Origin of the sequence: Nocardioides albidus (assembly GCF_006335005.1) — a bacterium.
Lineage (GTDB): Bacteria > Actinomycetota > Actinomycetes > Propionibacteriales > Nocardioidaceae > Nocardioides > Nocardioides albidus.
Map to the genome: position 1 here is coordinate 96,291 of NZ_VDMP01000026.1, position 17,560 is coordinate 113,850.

Below are 17,560 nucleotides of genomic sequence, written 5' to 3' on the forward strand. Positions count from 1 at the left end.
CCAGGGCCGCTGGGGCTGCTCGCACCTCAACCAGCGTCAGGCCTGCGGGCGCACCACGCTGCGCCCACTCAGTCAGCCGGTCGTCGCCCGGCCGGCGGTGATCTCCGCCGTCCAGAGCGCCGGGAACGAGACCCGAAACGCTGCAGCGAGGCCGCGACCACCGCTGACGTCTCACCGCTACGGGACGGGCTCACGGTGCCGGCAACCCTTCCACCGGCACGACGACCCGGTCCATCTCCTGTCCGCCGTCGCAGGTCAGCAGGGCGACCGTGGCCTCGCCGTCCCGCACGGCGAGCACCTCCCAGTGGCCGCCGGAGAGGATCCAGCGGTCGAGTGCGGCGCGGCCCTCAGCGGCCACGCCCGGCAGCCTCCTCGCGGACGGCGACACAGCAGCGCCCCCGGTGCGGCTCGAGATGGGCGGTGAGGCCCGCGCAGCCCAGACCGTCGGCGACGCCTTGGACGAAGGAGCGGTTGATGCCGCACACGAGAGCGGTGTGCTTCTGTGCGAGCGCGTCGAAGGGGCAGTTCGCGAGCACGACCTCCGCCTCCCCGACGGCGGGCTCGTAGCCCTGGGCGGCCAGCACGGTGGCGAGGTCGTCGAGACCGGGCGCCTCGGGTACGCCGGCGGCCTCGTCCGCCACGGCGCGACCCTCCGCATGGGCACAGTCCGCGAGCGCCGCGTCGAGGTCCTCGCCCGCCCCGGCGCGGGCGACGGCCCCGGCGAGGATGTCGCCGACCAGGTCGTAGCGCCGGGGCGGCAGGGTCACGGCGAACTCGCGTGACGAGCGCCGGTAGAGCTTGCTCGGTCGGCCCGCGCCCGGGCCGCTCCGCCCGCTGAGCCGCCGGAACTCGACCTCGAGCAGGCCCTCGTCGGCCAGACGGTCGAGGTGGAAGCTCACCGTGTGCTTGGCCAGGCCCAGCGCCGCCGCCGCCGCGTCCCGGCCCACGGCCTCGCCGTGCGCCGCGACGTAGTCGTAGAGGGCGCGTCGGGTCGGGTCGGCGAGCACGCCGATGGCGGCGGCGCCGGAGCCGAGCGGGTCAGGGTCCACCCGGCGATTCTAAAACACAGATCACTGGATGGAAGACGGATCAGGTGGCTGCCGGTTCCGGCGTCGCCCGACGGGTCGGTTGCGGCCGGACCGCGGCCAGCGCCTCGAGCCGCGGCGCGAGATAGGCGAGCCCGGCGGCGACGACGAGGGCGAGACCCTGGGCGACCTGCTGCCAGAAGGTCGGCACGCCGACCAGGGTCAGGCCGTTCTGCAGGATGCCGAGGAAGGCCACGCCGAGCACCACGCCGAACAGGGTCCCCGACCCGCCGGTGAGCGCCACGCCGCCGACCAGGACGGCGGTCAGCACGGCGAGCTCGAAGCCGGTGCCCGCCGTACCCGACTGGACCGCGCCGAGCACCGACGCCTTGATCGCGCCGGCCAGGGCGGCGCAGGCGCCGGTGGCGAGGAACAGCGCGAAGGGGACGGTCCGGACCCGGACGCCGGACAGGTACGCCGCCTCGCGGGACACGCCGATCGCGTAGATGTGCCGGCCGACCGGGGTGAGTGCGAGCACGACGCCGGCGACGAGCACGACGATCAGGGCGATGGCGACCGGCGAGGGGAGGCCGGCGACCTTGGCGCCCCCGAGCCAGGCGAAGGAGTCGCCGAAACCGGTCAGCGGGAGCGGCGCGAACTGCTGGGCGAGGCCGCGCACGGCCGTGAGGGTGCCGAGGGTGACGATGAACGGGGACAGGCCGACCACGCAACACAGGAAGCCGTTGACCGCGCCGACCGCGAGCCCGGCGAGCAGCGAGAGCAGCACGCAGGTGAGCAGGCTGCCGCCGTGCTCCGAGGCGAGCCAGCCGGCCGCGACGGCGCCCAGCGCGTAGGTCGAGCCCACGGACAGGTCGAGGTAGCCGCTGATCACGAGGAGCGCCGACGGGATCGCGACGATCGCGAGGGTGGCGCTGTCGGTGGCGATGCCGAGCAGGTTCTGGCTGCCGACGAAGCTGCCGGTGGCGACCTCGAAGCCGACGGCCATCGCGACGACCACCGGGATCAGCGGATAGCGCGCGAGCCGGCGCGGCGAGACGGATGCGTTCATGGAAGGTGCTCCTGGAGGTCGGACTCGGACTGGTGGACCGCGTGGAGGAGGGCGTCCTCGTCGAGGCGGTCGCCGGACAGCTCGCCGACGATCCGGCCCTCGTGGACGACGAGCGCCCGGTCGGCGAGCGCCACGATCTCCTCGGGATCGGTGGAGGCGAACAGGACCGCCGTACGACGCTCGCCGGCGATCGTGCGGACGACGCGGTAGATCTCGTGGCGGGCGCGGACGTCGACGCCCTGGGTGGGCTCGTCGAGGAGGAGGACGGTGGTGGGCAGGATGCCGTTGATCCACCGGCCCAGCAGCAGCTTCTGCTGGTTGCCGCCGGAGAAGCTGCGCGCCGGTGCGGCCGGGGTGCTGGGGTGGATCGCGAGCGACGCGGCGAGCGACGCGAAGGCCTCGCGCTCGGCCCGCCCGCTGCGCAGGCCGAACCGGGAGAGCACGCCCTGCGCGGGCAGGAGCGCGTTGTCGAGGGCGGAGAGGGAGGAGAACAGGCCCTGTCCCGCCCGGTCGCCGGGGACCAGGGCGAGGCCGGCGCGCAGTGCCGCTCGCGGCGTCGCCCGGGCGACCTCACGCCCTCCCACCCGGACCGAGCCGTGGCGCGGCCTCCGGCCGAAGAGCATCTCCAGGGTGCGGGTGCGGCCGGACCCGATCAGGCCGAACAGGCCGACGATCTCGCCCGGTCGCACCTCCAGGTCGATCGGCCCGATGCCCGGCCCGCTCAGTCCGGTGACCTGCAGCTGCGGCGGATCGGCCGCGTGCACCGGTCCTCGCTCCGGCAGGTCGGTGGCCGGCTCGGCGATCGCCTCGATGATGTCGCGCCGGGTCTTGCCCTCCAACGACGTGGACACGTGGACCACCCCGTCGCGCAGCACCGTCATCCGGTCGGCGAGCCGCTCGACCTCGCCGAGCAGGTGGGTGACGTAGCAGATGGCGAGGCCCTGCTGCTGCAGGGTCCGCACGGTCCGCTCGAGCGCACCGATCTCGTGCGAGGACAGCGCAGCGGTGGGCTCGTCGAGGATGAGCACGACCGGGTCCCGGCTCAGCGCCTTGGCGATCTCGACCAGCTGCTTCTGGCCCATCGGCAGGCTGCCCACCCGATCGTCGACGCCGCAGGTCGCCCCGAGCCGCTCCAGCAGCGCCCGCGCCTCCGCACGCTGGGAGCCCCGGTCGACCAGGCCCAGGCGCCGGTGCTCCTGGCCGAGGAAGATGTTGTCGACCACCGACAGCGACTCCACCAGGCTCAGGTGCTGGAAGATGATCGCGATGCCGGCGTCGATCGACTGCCGCGGCGAGAGGCCGGAGTAGGAGCGTCCGGCGACCTCGATCGTGCCGCCGTCGGGCGTGAACGCCCCGCCCAACGCCTTGATCAGGGTCGACTTGCCGGCGCCGTTGTGACCGAGGAGGGCGTGGACCTCGCCGGAGGCGATGGTCAGGTCCACGCCGCGCAGGGCGTGGACGCCGCCGAACGACTTGCGGAGGCCGGTGACCTGCAGCGTCATCGCGCTCAGCCGTACTGGGAGATGATCTCGTCGAGGAGGGCGTCGCCCTTCTTGACGAGCGCGATCGGGACGTCGGTGCTCGCCTCGGCGTCGCTCTTGCCGTCGGCCACCGCGAGGGGTACGTCGATCACCGCGTTGCCGATGTCGCGCAGCTGCAGCGCCGCGGACGCCCGGTAGAACGTGCCCTTCTTGATGAGCTCGAGCGAGCCGAGGTCGCCGTCCTGGCCGCCGACGTACGTCTTGGCGTCGTCCTCGGCCCGGCCGGACTCGACGAGTGCCTTGTAGCCGCCGAAGGCGGCGCCGTCGGTGATGCCGAGGATGACGTTCACGTCCGGGTGCTTGGCGAGGATCGCCTTGGTCTTCGTGAGCGCCGTGTCGGGGTCGATCGCCTGCTCGCGGCCGACGACCTTCATGTCGGGCGCGGCCTTCGTGAAGGCGTCGATCATGCCGGCGGTGCGCTCGCGGCCGAGCTGGATGGTGTCGTCGACGAGGAAGGCGACCTTCCCCTTGCCCCCGAGGTTCTCCTTCGCCCACGCTGCGGCGTCCTCGCCCAGCTGGCGCCCGCCCTCCTCGAAGCTGAACGTGATCGAGGCGCTCTGGTTCTTCAGGGTGCCGCCGTAGGTCACCCAGATGATGCCTGCCGACAGCGCCTTGGCGGCCTGTGCCTCGATCGCCTCGAACACCATCGGGAAGGACACGATCGCCGGCACCTTCTTGCCGATGAGCGTGTCCAGGTTGGCGGCCTGGACGTCCGGCTTGCCGTTGTCGTTGGTCTGCTCGAGCGAGACGCCCTTCTCCTTGGCCCGCTCCTTGGCGAACCTGGCGACGCCGGCGTAGACGGGCAGGAAGGTGAACGGGTAGTCCCAGGCGATGGTGTCGACGTCCTTGCTGGACGTGGCGACCTTCTTGTTCGACGAGCCCGAGGTGGACTCGGGTGCGCTGCACGCGGAGGCGAGGACGGCGGCCCCGATGCCGCCGGTCCAGGCGAGGAAGGTGCGCCGGTTCACGTCGCGGGATCCGGGCGAGGAGAAGGGTGTGGACATGGTGCTGCTCCGATCGGGTGGAGGGGTCACGCGCCGGCGGACGCGCCGGCGTGGATGTCGTCGAGCAAGGGCACGACCTGGTCGAGGAGGGCGGTCTGGTGGGGCTGGAGCTCCAGGCCGGCCATCGCGCCGAAGATGGGCTCGTAGGGGTCGGCCAGCGGCTCGGTCACCCCGGCCAGCGCCTCGATCACGGCGAGCCCGCAGAACGGGACGTAGACGGGGTTGTAGCCGCCCTCGTGGCTCATCGCGAGCCGGCCGTCGCAGTGGGTGGCGGCGAGATCGAGCAGGCGCTCGGTCATGGTCCGGTAGGTGCTGCTGGTGAGACCCTGCCGGGACAGCGGGTCGGTGGCGTTGGCGTCGAAGCCGCTGGCCACCAGGATCAGGTCCGGGCGGAACCGGTCGATGGCCGGCCCGACCACGCGGTCGAAGGCGGACAGGTAGCCGCCGCTGCCGGTGCCCGGGGGGAGCGGGACGTTGAGCGCGTACCCGAAGCCCGCGCCCTCCCCGCGCTCGGTGATGAAGCCGGAGTCGGGCGGGAACACCCGGTCCTGGTGCAGCGAGATCGTCAGCGTGTCGCGGTCCTCCCAGAAGGTCTTCTGGGTGCCGTTGCCGTGGTGGACGTCCCAGTCGATGACGGCGATCCGCTCCACGCCGTGGGTACGACGGATTGCCCGGGCCGCGATCGCGAGGTTGGCGAACATGCAGAAGCCCCGCCCGGTGGCCGGCTCCGCGTGGTGACCCGGCGGCCGGATCAGGGCGTACGCGTTGTCGACCCGGCCCTCGACGACCGCGGTGGTCGCCTCGATCATCCCACCGGCGGCGAGCCGCCCGATCTCGATGCCGCCCGGACCGAACGGGCTCAGCCCGTCGCCCGAGTCGCCGCCCTTGGGCTGCTCGCTCTCCGCGGCGATCCGGGCCAGGTGCTCCTCGGTGTGGACGAGGAGGATCTCCTCGTCGGTCGCCTTGCGAGGCTCGAGGCGGGTGAGCTGGTCGATGACGCCGGAGACGACCACCAGCTCGTGGATGCGGCGCTTGGTCTCGGCGTTCTCGAAGTGCTGGAGGGGCTGGATGCCCGCGCGGTGGTCGGCCGGGAGGAGGCCGGCGTTGGTTCCGGTGTCGTGCCAGCCGAACAGCTCGTGGTAGAGGTAGCCGGTCGCCATCGCGCCTCCCGGGGTGCGGCGCCGGCGGGTCCGGCGCGGTCCTGCAATCGTGGGACCGGAGTGTGACGTGGGTCATCGGCAGAAATGCCAGTCTTGCCCGGCGACCGGCCCGCCACGCACCTCAACCAGCGGCAGGGCTCGGGTGTTGCAGCACCCGCGTCAGCGAGCGGACCGACGACGGGTCGGGGGAGGGCAGCAGCACCCCGGCCGCGGTGGCCTTGGCGGCGGCGCCGGCCCGCGAGGGGCAGCCGAGCCGGGCGAGGATCGCCTCGACGTGGGCCGCCACGGTGCGCTGGGTGAGGCACAGCTCGTCGGCGATCTCGCGGTTGCCGGCGCCGGTGGCGACAGCGGTGAGCACCTCGAGCTGGCGCAGGGTCAGGCCCAGGGTGGAGGCGGCCGGGCGCGTGGCGACGAAGAACGGCTGCCGCTGTGTCGTGCGGCCCTCCGGGGAGTGCACCCTGACCTCGACCAGACGGCCGGCCTGCTGGTGCAGGAAGGTGGCGAACTGCATCCCGGTCGACACGATGCCTCGCAGGATGGCCATGATGCCGTCGTCCAGCTCGAGGTGGAGGGGGTCTCGGCCCACGACGGGCCGGACGCGGCCGCCGGCGTCGATCCGGACGACGGCGTACTCCGGTGGCAGTGTCACGTCGCGTGCCGAGCAGGACGCGACCTGGGTGACCCGGGCGAGAACCCGTCCGACGGAGGGCAGGTGCGCGAGGGAGTCCGGGCGCAGATCGTCCGCCGAGCCCGCGGAGAGGTGGACGATGCCGATCACGACGCCGTCGGGGGCCCGCAGCGCGAGGGACACGCCGTCGTCGTAGCCGGCCGGATGCAGGACGTCGTGGAAGTGGGTGGAGCCGCGGAAGCCATGGGCGTCGGTCTCGATGCGGAGCGGCTGGACGCTGTCGAGGACGAGCCGCCCGTGTGCGGAGGAGAGGAACTCGCCGCCGAGGTGGTGCGAGACCGGGCGGGAGTAGCCGACGCTCGCGACGGTCTGCCAGTGCGCGGTCGCCGCGCCGCGGCTCGCGGTGGTCGCGGCGTCGACCTGGCAGGCGTCCGCGCCGACCTCGCCCGCGAGACGGCCGAGCAGGTCGGGAAGCCGGTGGGCGGCGTCGTCGGGTGTGTCGAGGGTTGCGAGGTCGGCCACCAGGTCGATGAGCCGGTCGACAGCTGCCATGGATCCGCCAGAGGGGTCGGGCCGAGAGCGTGAGCAAGCGAACGTTATCGGACCACGGAGGTGACGGCAATCACTTCGGGGCGGTCTCGCATCGCTGTCCACTCCTCGCGGACGACCCCTTGCGAAGCCCCGATGGGAAGAATACGTTCGGGCCCGAACAAGATCGTTCGGTCCCGAAACGATCTGGTGAGAGGTCGAAAGGACCAGGCCCATGACCAACGTCTCCCGCCGCTCCCTCGTCGCCGGCGCGACCGCCGCCGGCGCCGCGCTCGGCGCCCTCGGATCCTCGATCCCGACGGCGAGCGCCGCCCCCGGCGTAGCCTGGCCTGCTGTGAAGCGACCGACCGACCTGAGCCGCATCGTGTGGTGGTCAGCGGCCGAGCTCGCCACCGCCATCCGCCAGCGCAAGGTCAGCTGTGTCGAGGTGATGACGGCCTATCTCGACCACATCGACCAGATCAACCCTCAGGTCAACGCGATCGTGGCGCTGCGCCCCCGGGCGGACCTGCTCGCCGAGGCCGCGGAGAAGGACCGACTGCTGGACGCGGGCGACTACCAGGGCTGGATGCACGGCTTCCCGCAGGCCGTGAAGGACCTCGCCAACGTCAAGGGCATGCCGACCTCGCTCGGCTTCTTCTCCGCGGCGCCGCCCGCCGCCGCGGACTCGCTCATCGTCGAGCGGGTCCGGGCCGCCGGCGCGATCTTCATCGGCAAGACCAACACGCCGGAGTTCGGTCTCGGGTCCCACACCTACAACAACGTCTTCGGCACGACGCTCAACGCCTACGACCCGAGCAGGTCCGCCGGTGGCAGCAGCGGCGGCGCCGCCGTCGCGGTCGCGCTGCGCATGCTGCCGGTCGCCGACGGCAGCGACTTCTTCGGCTCCCTGCGCAACCCGCCGGGATGGAACAACGTGCTCGGCCTGCGCCCGTCGTACGGCCGCGTCCCGGGCCTCGGCGGCGAGCAGTTCGTCCAACAGGGCGGGACCGAGGGCCCGATCGCCCGCACGGCTGCGGACCTCGCACTCTTCCTCGACACCCTCGCCGGGTACGACGTCCGGGCTCCCCTGTCGATCGAGCAGGATCTCCCGCGTGCCACGACCGGCAAGGGCGGCCCGTCGACGCGCGGGCGTCGCGTGGCCTGGATGGCCGACCTGGGCGGCTACCTCCCGATGGAACCCGAGGTCCTCGAGGTGACGGGCGCCGCGGTCGACCGGATGCGCGCGATGGGCATGCGGGTCGACAAGGTCGACGGTCTCCCGACGGCTCCCGGCTTCGCCGGCAACGCGGACCTCTGGCCGACCTGGCTGATCTTCCGCCACTGGCTGGTCGGCGGCATCCTCAAGCCGCTCTACGACAACGCGGCGCTGCGCGCCCAGATGAAGCCCGAGGCGATCTACGAGGTCGAGGGCCTGCTGACCGGTGCCGACGGCAATCCCGCCATCTCCGGCATCGACACGTGGAACGGGTCGGTGAAGCGGACCGCCATGTACCAGGCGTTCCGCACGCTGTTCGAGACCTACGACTACGTCGTGCTGCCCACGGCGCAGGTCTTCCCCTTCGACGCCGACGAGCACTGGCCCAGCGAGATCCAGGGCACGCCGATGTCGTCCTACCACCGCTGGATGGAGGTCACCGCGATCGGCACCCTGCTGGGCGCCCCGACCCTCGCGATGCCGGCCGGCTTCAGCCACGACGGCCTGCCGATGGGTCTGCAGGTCATCGGCCGCAACCACGACGACGCAGGGGTCCTCGAGCTCGCCGCCGCCTGGGAGCGGGAGACCGGCTTCGTGGAGGACCACCTCCCGCCCCTGATCGCGCCATGAGCCGTCGTCCGCTGATCGCCATCCCGGCGCGGTTCTCCGCGTCCGCCTCGGCGCTGCGCTACCGCGCGGACGTGACCGCGCGGGCGCTCGTCGACGCCGTGTACGCCGCGGGCGGCGAGCCGCTCGTCGTGCACCCCGTCGCACCGGGCGCCGAGGTCGACGACGCCGAGGTCGCTGCCCGGCTCTGGTACGCCGACGGCGTGCTGCTGCCCGGCGGCGGCGACCTGGCCGCCCGGTGGGCCGGCCAGGAGGCGCATGCGACCGAGTACGACGTCGACGAGGAGCAGGACGCCTTCGACCTCGCGGTGGCCCGGCACGCCCTGGGCACCGGGCTCCCGCTGCTGGCCATCTGCCGGGGCAACCAGGTGGTCAACGTCGCGCTCGGCGGCGACCTGATCCAGGACCTGGGGGAGCGGACCCACCGCCACGTCGTCCACGAGATCGCCGTCGAGGCCGACTCGGTGCTCGCCGGCATCGTCGGGACCGCGCCGAGCATCTCCTGCTACCACCACCAGGGCATCGCCCGGCCCGGGCGGGGGCTGCGGGCGGTGGCCGAGTCCGCCGACGGCGTCATCGAGGCCGTGGAGCTGGCCGGCGCCCAGGGCTGGTACCTCGGCGTGCAGTGGCACCCCGAGGACACCGCGGCCACCGACCCCGCCCAGGGCGGGCTGTTCCGGGCGCTGGTCGAGGCGGCCGGGGCGCGGATGGCGAGCGGCTACTCGTCGTCCTGACCCTCGACGGCGTTGACGACATCGCGCAACGTCTTGGTGAAGGTGCTGATCTTGCGCTCGGAGAGCTGGTTGACGATCTCGGACTCGACCGCGTTGAACTCGGGGTAGATCTGCTCCATCAGGCTGACGCCCTCCGGGGTCAGGCGGAGCCGGACCAGGCGCCGGTCGTTCTCGTCGCCCTCGCGCGCGATCAGTCCCCGGGCCTCGAGGGTCTTGACCACGCCGGTGAGGGTGGCCTTGGAGATGTCCGCGGACTCGGCGGCGTGCCGGGTCTCCATGCCGTCCCAGATCCACACGACCCACAGGACGACGAACCCGGTCCAGGTCATCTCGTACTGACGCAGCACCCGGTTGGTCAGCTCGCTGCGCACGGCGTTGGCGGCGCGGAAGAGGTTGGACAGCGCGTTGGCGGCGGCGAAGTCCAGGGGCAGATCGCCCACGTGGTCCCTCATCGCGCGTTCGGTCTCCTCGAGCGTGTGATGGTCAGGCACGCGCCAACCCTAACCGCGGGAACCATCGCGCCGGGTCGTTTGGAAGCGAACATTTTTCTGAAAACCTCCACGGAGGGGATGGTGCTGCGGGTCACATTGCGGTTATCGTACGGATCCGAACGATCCGGTGATAGAGGCCGGTGACCGCCGGCCCCGGCCGCGCGTACAGCGAAGGAGTCCCGATGTCGGACACCGTCAACACCACTCTCCGCAGGAATGCGCTCGGCGTCGGGGCGATCGTCTTCCTGGTCCTCGCGGCGGTGGCGCCACTGACCGGCATGGTCGTCGTCGCGGCGCTCGCCATCGCCTTCGGGAACGGCGGGGGGGCGCCGTTCTCGTTCCTCGCGGTGGCCGCGATCCTCCTGCTCTTCGCCATCGGCTACGGCAAGATGTCGAGCCAGCTGGTCAACGCGGGCGGGTTCTACGCCTTCGTCGTGAAGGGTCTCGGGCGGCCCGCGGGTCTCGCGGCCGGCTACATCGCCACGCTCGGCTACAACTTCTTCGTCGTCGGCACCATCGGCACCAGCGGCTTCTTCATGATGGTGCTCATCGACTTCCTGTTCGGCTTCCACATGGACTGGTTCGTCTGGGGCGGCCTGTCGATGGTGGTCGCCTACCTGATGGCCGTGAAGGGCATCGACTTCAGCTCCAAGGTCCTGGGCGTCTCGCTCGTCCTGGAGACCTCGATCCTGGTGATCTTCGACGTCGCCGTCCTCTTCAAGCACGGCTACGACTTCTCCGCCTTCTCCGGCGACGCCATCACCTCCGGTTCCCTGTCGATCGGCCTGCTCCTCGCGGGCACCGGCTTCCTCGGCTTCGAGGCCACCTCGCTGTTCAGCGAGGAGGCGAAGAACCCGCTCAAGACCATCCCGCGGGCGACGTACCTCGCCATCACGATCATCGGCCTGCTGCTCGCCGTCACCACCTGGGCCGTCGTCAGCGCGACCGGGGTCGAGCAGGCCCAGCAGACGAGCATCGACCACCTCGAGGGCGGCGACCTGGTGTTCAGCCTCGGTGCGGAGTATCTCGGTGAGTTCATGATGAAGGTGATGATGGTGCTGCTGCTGGTCAGCCTCTTCGCCGCGATGCTCGCCTTCCACAACTCCGCCACGCGCTACCTCTTCTCCCTGGGCCGCGCGCGGGTGCTGCCGCAGGCCCTGTCCCGCACCAACGCCGGCGGCTCCCCGGTCCTGGCCGGGACGCTCCAGGCCGGCTTCGCCCTGCTCGTGGCCGCCCTCTTCCGGCTCATCGACCTGGACCCGATCCTGCAGGTGGTCCCGGCGATGCTCGGGTTCGGCACGCTGGCCATCGTGGTCCTCCAGGCCCTGGCCGCGGCCTCGATCGTGGTCCACTTCCGCCGCACGGCGGACCGCCGCATCGGGAGCACCCTGGTCGCGCCGCTGATCGGCTTCATCGGGCTGTGCTTCATCGTCGTGATGGCCGTGACCCACTTCGACGTGGTCGCCGGATCGACGGAGAAGACCATCACCAGCCTGCCGTGGCTGCTGGTGCTCGCCCTGGTCGTGGGCTTCGCCCAGGCGCTCTACCTCAAGAGCTCCCGCTCCGACATCTACGACGGACTCAACACGGACCTCGAGCGGTTCGACGACCACCACGCCACCGACCCGGCCGCCGGCCGCTGATGGTTCACTGAGAGAGACGAACGGAGACATCGTGGAGCACATCGACGAGAACGCTCTGCGCGAGGCTGCCCAGCAGTTCGCCACGGACGGGATCGACGTCGTCCGCATCGGTTACAGCGACCTGATCGGCACCGAGCGCGGCCGGGACGTCCTGGCCGACCGCTTCGACCGCACCGTCGGCGACGGCGTGGCCTTCTGCCGCTCGGTCTACGCCACCTCGCCGATGGGGGATGTCATCGACATCGCCGGCGGCCTCTCGGCGGGGCTGCCCGACATCGTCGTGGTCCCGGACCTCGCCACCACGCGCCCCGTGCCGTGGGAGCCGGGCGTCGCGCACATCATCGGCGACATCTACAACCCCGACGGCTCGCCGTCCGAGGAGAGCCCGCGCCAGGTGCTCAAGCGGGTCGTCGAGCGGTTCGCCGAGCTCGGGATGCAGCCGGTCGTCGGTCCGGAGCTCGAGTTCTACGTCCTCGAGCAGGACGAGACCAAGCCCAACGGCTGGCGCCGGTACGGCGACGCCACGGGCAACGTCTACGTGGCCGGCCTCAAGGGCGACCCCGAGAACACCCTGCTCGCCTCGCTGCGCGACCTGGCGGCGTACGGCCTCGACGTGGTCGCCGCCAACCACGAGTTCTCGGGCGGCCAGTTCGAGATCAACCTGTGGCACTCCGACGCCCTCGACGCCGCCGACCGTGCGTTCCGGTTCAAGTCGGCCGTCCAGGAGATCTCGCGCCGCCGCGGCAAGATGGCCACCTTCATGGCCAAGCCGTTCAACGACGAGGGCGGCTCGGGCTTCCACATCCACTTCAGCACCGTGGACGGCGAGGGCAGGCCGCTCTTCGACGACCCCGACGGCGCCGACGGGCTGTCCGAGATCGGCCGCGCGGCGATCGCCGGCGTGCTCGCCCACGCGCCGGCGCTGGCTGCCCTGCACAACCCGACGGTCAACTCCTACAAGCGGTTCGGGCCCGACACGCTCGCGCCGTGGCTCATCGACTGGGGCCTCGACAACCGCAGCGCCATGGTCCGGATCCCGCCCGAGCGCGGCCGCGCCTCGCGGATGGAGCTGCGCCTCGGTGACGCGTCGGCGAACCCCTACCTCGCCATCGCCAGCCTGCTCGCCGCGGCGTACCTCGGCATCCGCGACAAGCTGACGCCGCCGGACAAGCTCGAGGGCTACGGGTACGACCCGACCAAGGCCGACCGGCTGCCGTCGGACCTCGGCACCGCGATCGACGCGCTCGAGGAGGACAAGGACCTGGCCGACATCCTCGGCCCGACCTTCGTCGAGACCTTCGTCGCCTACAAGCGCAACGAGCTCGAGCGGTTCAGCCAGTTCGTGACCGACTGGGAGTTCCGGGAGTACGCCTACCACCTGTGAGGTGGACGGCGGAGAGGAGAGAGATCTCGTGACGACGCAACCGATCGTCCGTGAGTTCGAGGCGGACCTGACGGTGGTCGCCGCCGTCGAGGCGGCCACCGACGTGGTGGCGCTGACGCTGGCCGCCGAGGACGGTGCCGCACTGCCGCCGTGGACGCCCGGCGCCCACATCGACCTGGTGCTCGGGGAGGACCTGGTCCGCCAGTACTCCCTGTGCGGCAACCCCGCCGACACCCGGCAGTACCGGGTCGGCGTGCTCCGCGCCCCCGACAGTCGGGGCGGCTCCAAGGCCGTGCACGCCGAGCTGCGCGAGGGCGCCACGGTCCGGGTGCGCGGGCCGCGCAACCACTTCCCGATGGTCGCCTCCCCGCGCTACCTGTTCATCGCCGGCGGCATCGGCATCACGCCGATGCTGCCGATGATCGCCGAGGCCGAGGCCTCCGGAGCCGACTGGCGCCTGGTGTACGGCGGCCGGTCGCGCGCATCCATGGCGTTCGTCGACGAGCTGGCGGCGTACGGCGACAAGGTGACCCTGCTGCCGCAGGACGAGGCCGGCTTCCCCGATCTCGACGGGCTCCTCGGCGAGGCCGCGCCCGACACGCTGGTCTACACCTGCGGGCCGACCGGGCTGCTCGACGCGGTCGAGGACCGGTGTGCCGCCTCGTGGCCGGCGGGCAGCCTGCATCTGGAGCGGTTCTCGGCCAAGGCGCCGGCGTCGGACGAGGAGGACTCGGCGTTCGAGCTGGTCCTCCAGCGCTCCGGCCTGACTCTCCAGGTGCCCGCCGACCAGTCGATCTACGAGGTCTGCAAGGCCGCCGGCGTCAGCGTCGTCGGCTCCTGCCTCGAGGGCGTGTGCGGCACCTGCGAGACCGAGGTGATCGACGGCGACGTCGACCACCGCGACTCGATCCTCAACGACGAGGAGAAGGAGTCCAACGAGTTCATGATGATCTGCGTCTCCCGCTGCCGGGGCGACCAGCTGACCCTGGATCTCTGAGGGGAGCCTGAGATGAGAGACCGCAGCGCCGGCTGTCCGCGCAACGCCTGGTACGCCCTCGCCGCCTCCGCCGAGGTCGGCTCGACCCCGTTCGGGACGCGCGCGCTCGACACGCCCGTCGTCCTGTTCCGGGTGTCCGACGGCAGCGTGGTCGCGCTCGGCGACCGCGACGCCCACCGCCCGTACCCGCTCAGCCTCGGCCACGTCGACGGCGACACGATCGTGTCCGGCTACTCCGGCTTCGCCTACGACCGCACCGGCGCCTGCGTCCGGGTGCCCTCCCAGGCCCAGGTGCCCTACGGCGCCCGGGTGCCGTCGTACCCGGTGCGTGAGGAGGGAGACCTGGTCTGGGTCTGGCTCGGCGAGCCGTCCCTGGCCGAGCGTCGCCCGCCGGTGCCCGTGCCGTGGCTGACCGACGCGTCGTGGGAGACCTTCGGTGGCCAGTGGGAGACCGCGGCCGGCGTCGGCCTGCTCCACGACAACTTCGGCGACATCACCCACGTCGCGGTCGTCGACCCCGTCATCTCGCCGCCCGTGCTGGCCGGTGTCGCGCCCGCGCTCGAGGTGGAGCTCACCGAGACCACGGTGCACTTCCACCGCGACTGGCCGGCCGCGCCGCTGCCCGAGTGGCAGGCCAAGATCTCCGGCGCGTCCGCCACGGCGTCGTACCCCCAGCGTGAGGAGGGTGCCTTCCTCGCGCCCGGCCTGTGGGCGGACCGCTGGGACGTCGTGATCCCCGCGGAGGAGGGCGGCACGCAGACCTTCCGGTTCACCCACGCCGTGACCCCGGTCGACGACCGCCACACCCGCCACATCTGGCGGGTCAGCCGCAACTTCGCGCCGGGCGCCGAGGCGTCCGACATGCTGCGCCCGATCTTCGAGTCCTACTACCTCAAGGTCCGCGAGATCCTCGAGACCATGCAGCAGGTCATCGACCGCGACGGCTACGGCGAGGACGTCAACGTCGCCGCCGACCTCGCCGCCCTCCAGGTGCGCAAGATCCTGCGCCGGTTGGTCGCCGACGAGGGCTGATCCTCGATCCACCGATTTTCCGCTGCTACGCGCCACCCATCTGGTGACGCTCGCGACGCGGCAAATCGGTGGATTGAGGCTGAGCCCCGCTCCCGAACGATCCACCGTTCGACCAGATCCGGCCCATCTGGGGCCTGGACGGGTCGAACGGTGGATCGTTGCGTTTTTCCTGCCCGGCTGATCCGGCACCCGCCGCGGCGGGCGACGGCTGCTCGACGAGCGCCAGCCGGCGCGGGAGGGAACTTGCACCGCACTCCTAGTTGGAGTGATAATCATTCTCATGTCGCCGTCACTGACGCGCGCCTCGAGCGGGCTGCTCGAGGACGGGCGCTGCATCTCGCTGAGAGGTGCTCGCGTGTGCGCCGGCGACGGACGGCGCCTGCTGTCGATCGAGGAGCTCGACGTGGCGGCGGGGGAGCGGGTGGTCGTGACCGGTCCGTCCGGCAGCGGGAAGTCGCTCCTGCTCAGCACACTCGCGGGGCGCTGGCCAGCCGGCCTGCGGTTCACGGGGGAGCGCCGGGCGAGCTTCACGCGGCTGGGCACCATCCCGCAGCGAGGTCTCGACGCCCTCCACCCGCTCTCGCCGCTGGGGCGGCAGCTGCGCAAGGTGACCGGCCGTCGGCCCGACGAGGTGGTCTCGGCGCTCGCCGCGGTCGGCCTCACCGACCCCGACCTGCGGCGGCGTCGTCCGGCGGAGCTCTCGGGTGGGCAGGCGCAGCGCGCCGCGGTCGCCCTCGCCGTCCTGACCGGTGCGCCGCTGGTCCTGGCCGACGAGCCCACGAGCGCCCTCGACCACGAGGCCCGGGACCGGGTGCTGGAACTGTTCGACTCGGTGATCGGCGAGCAGCAGACGCTCGTGGTCGTCACGCACGACCCCGCGGTCGCCGAGGCGCTCGCGACGCGCCATCTCACGCTCGAGGCCGGGGTGCTGGCCGAGATCCCCGCGCGGTCGGGCGAGGTGGCGCGCCCGTGAGCGATGCCGAGCTCACCGTGGCGCAGGTCAGCGCGGTCCACGGCCGGGGCGGGAGGGCGCGCCAGGCGCTCGCGCCCACCACCCTCGAGATCCGGGCCGGCGAGTCCGTGGCCGTGGTCGGGCCTTCCGGAGCGGGCAAGTCGACGCTCGCCGACATCGTGCTGGGGCTCCGCCCGCCCGCGAGCGGCGAGGTCCGGGTGTCCGGCACGGCCTGGTGCACCCCTGGATCGCTCCCGGACCGGCGGCGCCGGCGGCTGGTGCAGGGGGTGTCGCAGGACCCCACCGCCTCGTTCGTTCCCCGCTGGACGATCCGCCGTTCCATCGAGCAGGCGGTACGACGCCTGACCGGCGAGACCGACGCCGCCGACCGGATCCGGCAGGCGGCCGAGCTCGCCCACCTCTCCCCGGAGCTGCTCGATCGCCGGACCACCGCGCTCTCGGGAGGCCAGGCGCAGCGCGCTGCCATCGCCCGCGCCCTCGCCGTACGACCGGCGGTGCTCGTCGCCGACGAACCCACCAGTGCGCTCGATCCCGCCACTGCCCGCTCGGTCTGTGCCGCGCTCTTCGCCAGCGCCGCCGAGACGGGGACCGCGCTGCTCCTGGTCACCCACGACCCCGAGCTCGCCGCCCGCTGCACCCGGACGGTGCGCATCGTCGCGCCCGCCCAGCACCGATGACGCCCCTCGCGGCCATCACCACCCTCACGACCGTGCAACAACGACAGGAAGCCCACCCGATGCCTCGCTCACGCCCCCGTTCCCTCGTCCAGGTCGCGATCCCGCTCGCCGCCGCGCTCGCGCTCTCCGGTTGCTTCTCGGGCGAGGCGACGGACACGGGCACCGACGACCGGATCTCGGTCGTCCACATGCAGCCCCCGCGGTCCGGGCTCAGCCCGCTGAGCGATGACGCGTTCAAGCTCTCCCGCTGGTCGAGCGCCGAGACGCTGGTCACCCTGGACGGCGGGGGCGACGCGAAGCCGGGGCTCGCGACGGAGTGGGAGCGAATCGACGCCCTGACCTGGCGCTTCGAGATCCGCGAGAACGTCACCTTCCACAACGGTGAGCCGCTGACCGCCGACGACGTGGCGAACTCGCTGCAGCACGCCATCGACGCGACCCCGGTCCCGCGGATCCTCGACGGTGCCGACCTGAGCGTGGGGGTCGAGGGCGAGCACGGCGTGGTCATCACGACGGGCAAGCCGGACCCGCTGCTGCCGCACCGGCTCTCCAGCCCGCAGCTGGCGATCTTCGACGACGCGGCCTACACCGAGAGCGGCGTGAACCCGATCGGCACCGGGACCGGACCGTTCGAGCTCGTCGACGTCGACGGCGTGACGGCGGCGACCCTCGACCGGTACGACGACTACTGGGGCGAGCCGGCCCTCTCCGCCGGGATCGACGTGCGCTTCGTGCCGGACGGCACGGCCAGGTCCGCCGCGCTGCGCACCGGCGAGGCCGACATCGTCGAGGCGATCCCGGCCGGCCAGGCCGCCTCCGTCGACGAGG

Annotated in this window: 17 protein-coding genes; 9 read left to right on the forward strand and 8 right to left on the reverse strand. The window is 72.2% G+C overall.

All coding sequences use genetic code 11. From position 1 onward, the window contains the following. Positions 1-190: 190 nt before the first annotated feature. The 7 genes from FHP29_RS22060 to FHP29_RS16190 all read right to left on the reverse strand — a co-directional run bounded on the left by FHP29_RS22060 (position 191) and on the right by FHP29_RS16190 (position 6,979). Complete coding sequence (locus tag FHP29_RS22060; RefSeq protein ID WP_192904033.1) at positions 191-358, reverse strand: hypothetical protein; 168 nt, start codon at positions 356-358, stop codon at positions 191-193. Next, positions 348-1,049 (reverse strand): helix-turn-helix transcriptional regulator, encoded by a 702-nt coding sequence (locus FHP29_RS16165; protein ID WP_139623914.1) that lies wholly within the window; start codon positions 1,047-1,049, stop codon positions 348-350. Before FHP29_RS16165 ends, FHP29_RS22060 begins: the two co-directional genes overlap by 11 nt. 40 nt (positions 1,050-1,089) lie before the next feature. Next, a complete protein-coding gene (locus FHP29_RS16170) occupies positions 1,090-2,094 on the reverse strand; it encodes an ABC transporter permease (protein ID WP_139623915.1) in 1,005 nt (334 codons plus the stop codon). Beyond that, positions 2,091-3,596, reverse strand: coding sequence for a sugar ABC transporter ATP-binding protein (locus tag FHP29_RS16175; protein WP_205014187.1), 1,506 nt, complete (start codon positions 3,594-3,596; stop codon positions 2,091-2,093). Before FHP29_RS16175 ends, FHP29_RS16170 begins: the two co-directional genes overlap by 4 nt. A 5-nt stretch (positions 3,597-3,601) precedes the next feature. Then, positions 3,602-4,639 carry a sugar ABC transporter substrate-binding protein gene (locus tag FHP29_RS16180; RefSeq protein ID WP_139623916.1) on the reverse strand — a complete coding sequence of 346 codons (1,038 nt, stop codon included), beginning with the start codon at positions 4,637-4,639 and terminating at the stop codon, positions 3,602-3,604. A 26-nt stretch (positions 4,640-4,665) separates the two neighbouring features. Beyond that, the gene (locus FHP29_RS16185; RefSeq protein ID WP_139623917.1) at positions 4,666-5,799 is read right to left on the reverse strand and encodes a class II histone deacetylase; all 1,134 of its coding nucleotides are present in this window, start codon (positions 5,797-5,799) and stop codon (positions 4,666-4,668) included. 121 nt (positions 5,800-5,920) lie between these two features. Further along, positions 5,921-6,979 carry a helix-turn-helix transcriptional regulator gene (locus FHP29_RS16190; RefSeq protein WP_139623918.1) on the reverse strand — a complete coding sequence of 353 codons (1,059 nt, stop codon included), beginning with the start codon at positions 6,977-6,979 and terminating at the stop codon, positions 5,921-5,923. A gap of 211 nt (positions 6,980-7,190) precedes the next feature. On the opposite strand from FHP29_RS16190, the gene FHP29_RS16195 reads away from it, so the two are divergent. Then, positions 7,191-8,804, forward strand: coding sequence for an amidase (locus tag FHP29_RS16195; RefSeq protein ID WP_139623919.1), 1,614 nt, complete (start codon positions 7,191-7,193; stop codon positions 8,802-8,804). Further along, on the forward strand, positions 8,801-9,535 hold the full coding sequence (locus tag FHP29_RS16200) for a gamma-glutamyl-gamma-aminobutyrate hydrolase family protein (RefSeq protein WP_139623920.1): 735 nt from the start codon (positions 8,801-8,803) through the stop codon (positions 9,533-9,535). Before FHP29_RS16195 ends, FHP29_RS16200 begins: the two co-directional genes overlap by 4 nt. Here the strand turns inward: FHP29_RS16200 and FHP29_RS16205 are convergent. After that, the gene (locus tag FHP29_RS16205; RefSeq protein ID WP_139623921.1) at positions 9,520-10,026 is read right to left on the reverse strand and encodes a MarR family winged helix-turn-helix transcriptional regulator; all 507 of its coding nucleotides are present in this window, start codon (positions 10,024-10,026) and stop codon (positions 9,520-9,522) included. The two genes, FHP29_RS16200 and FHP29_RS16205, sit on opposite strands and share 16 nt — an antisense overlap. A 182-nt stretch (positions 10,027-10,208) precedes the next feature. Here FHP29_RS16205 and FHP29_RS16210 point away from each other — a divergent pair, with 182 nt between their 5' ends. The 7 genes from FHP29_RS16210 to FHP29_RS16240 all read left to right on the forward strand — a co-directional run. After that, on the forward strand, positions 10,209-11,669 hold the full coding sequence (locus FHP29_RS16210; RefSeq protein WP_139623922.1) for an APC family permease: 1,461 nt from the start codon (positions 10,209-10,211) through the stop codon (positions 11,667-11,669). Between the two features lie 31 nt (positions 11,670-11,700). Then, complete coding sequence (locus tag FHP29_RS16215; RefSeq protein ID WP_139623923.1) at positions 11,701-13,053, forward strand: glutamine synthetase family protein; 1,353 nt, start codon at positions 11,701-11,703, stop codon at positions 13,051-13,053. 28 nt (positions 13,054-13,081) lie between these two features. Further along, positions 13,082-14,050, forward strand: coding sequence for a PDR/VanB family oxidoreductase (locus tag FHP29_RS16220; protein WP_205014189.1), 969 nt, complete (start codon positions 13,082-13,084; stop codon positions 14,048-14,050). A 12-nt stretch (positions 14,051-14,062) separates the two neighbouring features. After that, a complete protein-coding gene (locus FHP29_RS16225; RefSeq protein WP_139623924.1) occupies positions 14,063-15,082 on the forward strand; it encodes an aromatic ring-hydroxylating oxygenase subunit alpha in 1,020 nt (339 codons plus the stop codon). 280 nt (positions 15,083-15,362) lie between these two features. Further along, positions 15,363-16,055: an ATP-binding cassette domain-containing protein gene (locus tag FHP29_RS16230; RefSeq protein WP_139623925.1), complete on the forward strand. Its 693-nt coding sequence runs from the start codon at positions 15,363-15,365 to the stop codon at positions 16,053-16,055. Further along, positions 16,052-16,732 carry an ATP-binding cassette domain-containing protein gene (locus FHP29_RS16235; protein ID WP_139623926.1) on the forward strand — a complete coding sequence of 227 codons (681 nt, stop codon included), beginning with the start codon at positions 16,052-16,054 and terminating at the stop codon, positions 16,730-16,732. The genes FHP29_RS16230 and FHP29_RS16235 overlap by 4 nt, the downstream gene beginning before the upstream one ends. Positions 16,733-16,791: 59 nt before the next feature. Further along, positions 16,792-17,560: ABC transporter substrate-binding protein (locus FHP29_RS16240; RefSeq protein ID WP_240044548.1), on the forward strand; the 769-nt coding region annotated here is incomplete at its 3' end.

Excerpts from the sequence above, each read along its gene's own strand:
- FHP29_RS16170 (WP_139623915.1), bottom strand. The coding sequence starts at position 2,094 with ATGAACGCATCCGTCTCGCCGCGCCGGCTCGCGCGCTATCCGCTGATC.
- FHP29_RS16175 (WP_205014187.1), bottom strand. The coding sequence starts at position 3,596 with ATGACGCTGCAGGTCACCGGCCTCCGCAAGTCGTTCGGCGGCGTCCAC.
- FHP29_RS16180 (WP_139623916.1), bottom strand. The coding sequence starts at position 4,639 with ATGTCCACACCCTTCTCCTCGCCCGGATCCCGCGACGTGAACCGGCGC.
- FHP29_RS16185 (WP_139623917.1), bottom strand. The coding sequence starts at position 5,799 with ATGGCGACCGGCTACCTCTACCACGAGCTGTTCGGCTGGCACGACACC.
- FHP29_RS16190 (WP_139623918.1), bottom strand. The coding sequence starts at position 6,979 with ATGGCAGCTGTCGACCGGCTCATCGACCTGGTGGCCGACCTCGCAACC.
- FHP29_RS16195 (WP_139623919.1), top strand. The coding sequence starts at position 7,191 with ATGACCAACGTCTCCCGCCGCTCCCTCGTCGCCGGCGCGACCGCCGCC.
- FHP29_RS16200 (WP_139623920.1), top strand. The coding sequence starts at position 8,801 with ATGAGCCGTCGTCCGCTGATCGCCATCCCGGCGCGGTTCTCCGCGTCC.
- FHP29_RS16210 (WP_139623922.1), top strand. The coding sequence starts at position 10,209 with ATGTCGGACACCGTCAACACCACTCTCCGCAGGAATGCGCTCGGCGTC.
- FHP29_RS16225 (WP_139623924.1), top strand. The coding sequence starts at position 14,063 with ATGAGAGACCGCAGCGCCGGCTGTCCGCGCAACGCCTGGTACGCCCTC.
- FHP29_RS16230 (WP_139623925.1), top strand. The coding sequence starts at position 15,363 with ATGTCGCCGTCACTGACGCGCGCCTCGAGCGGGCTGCTCGAGGACGGG.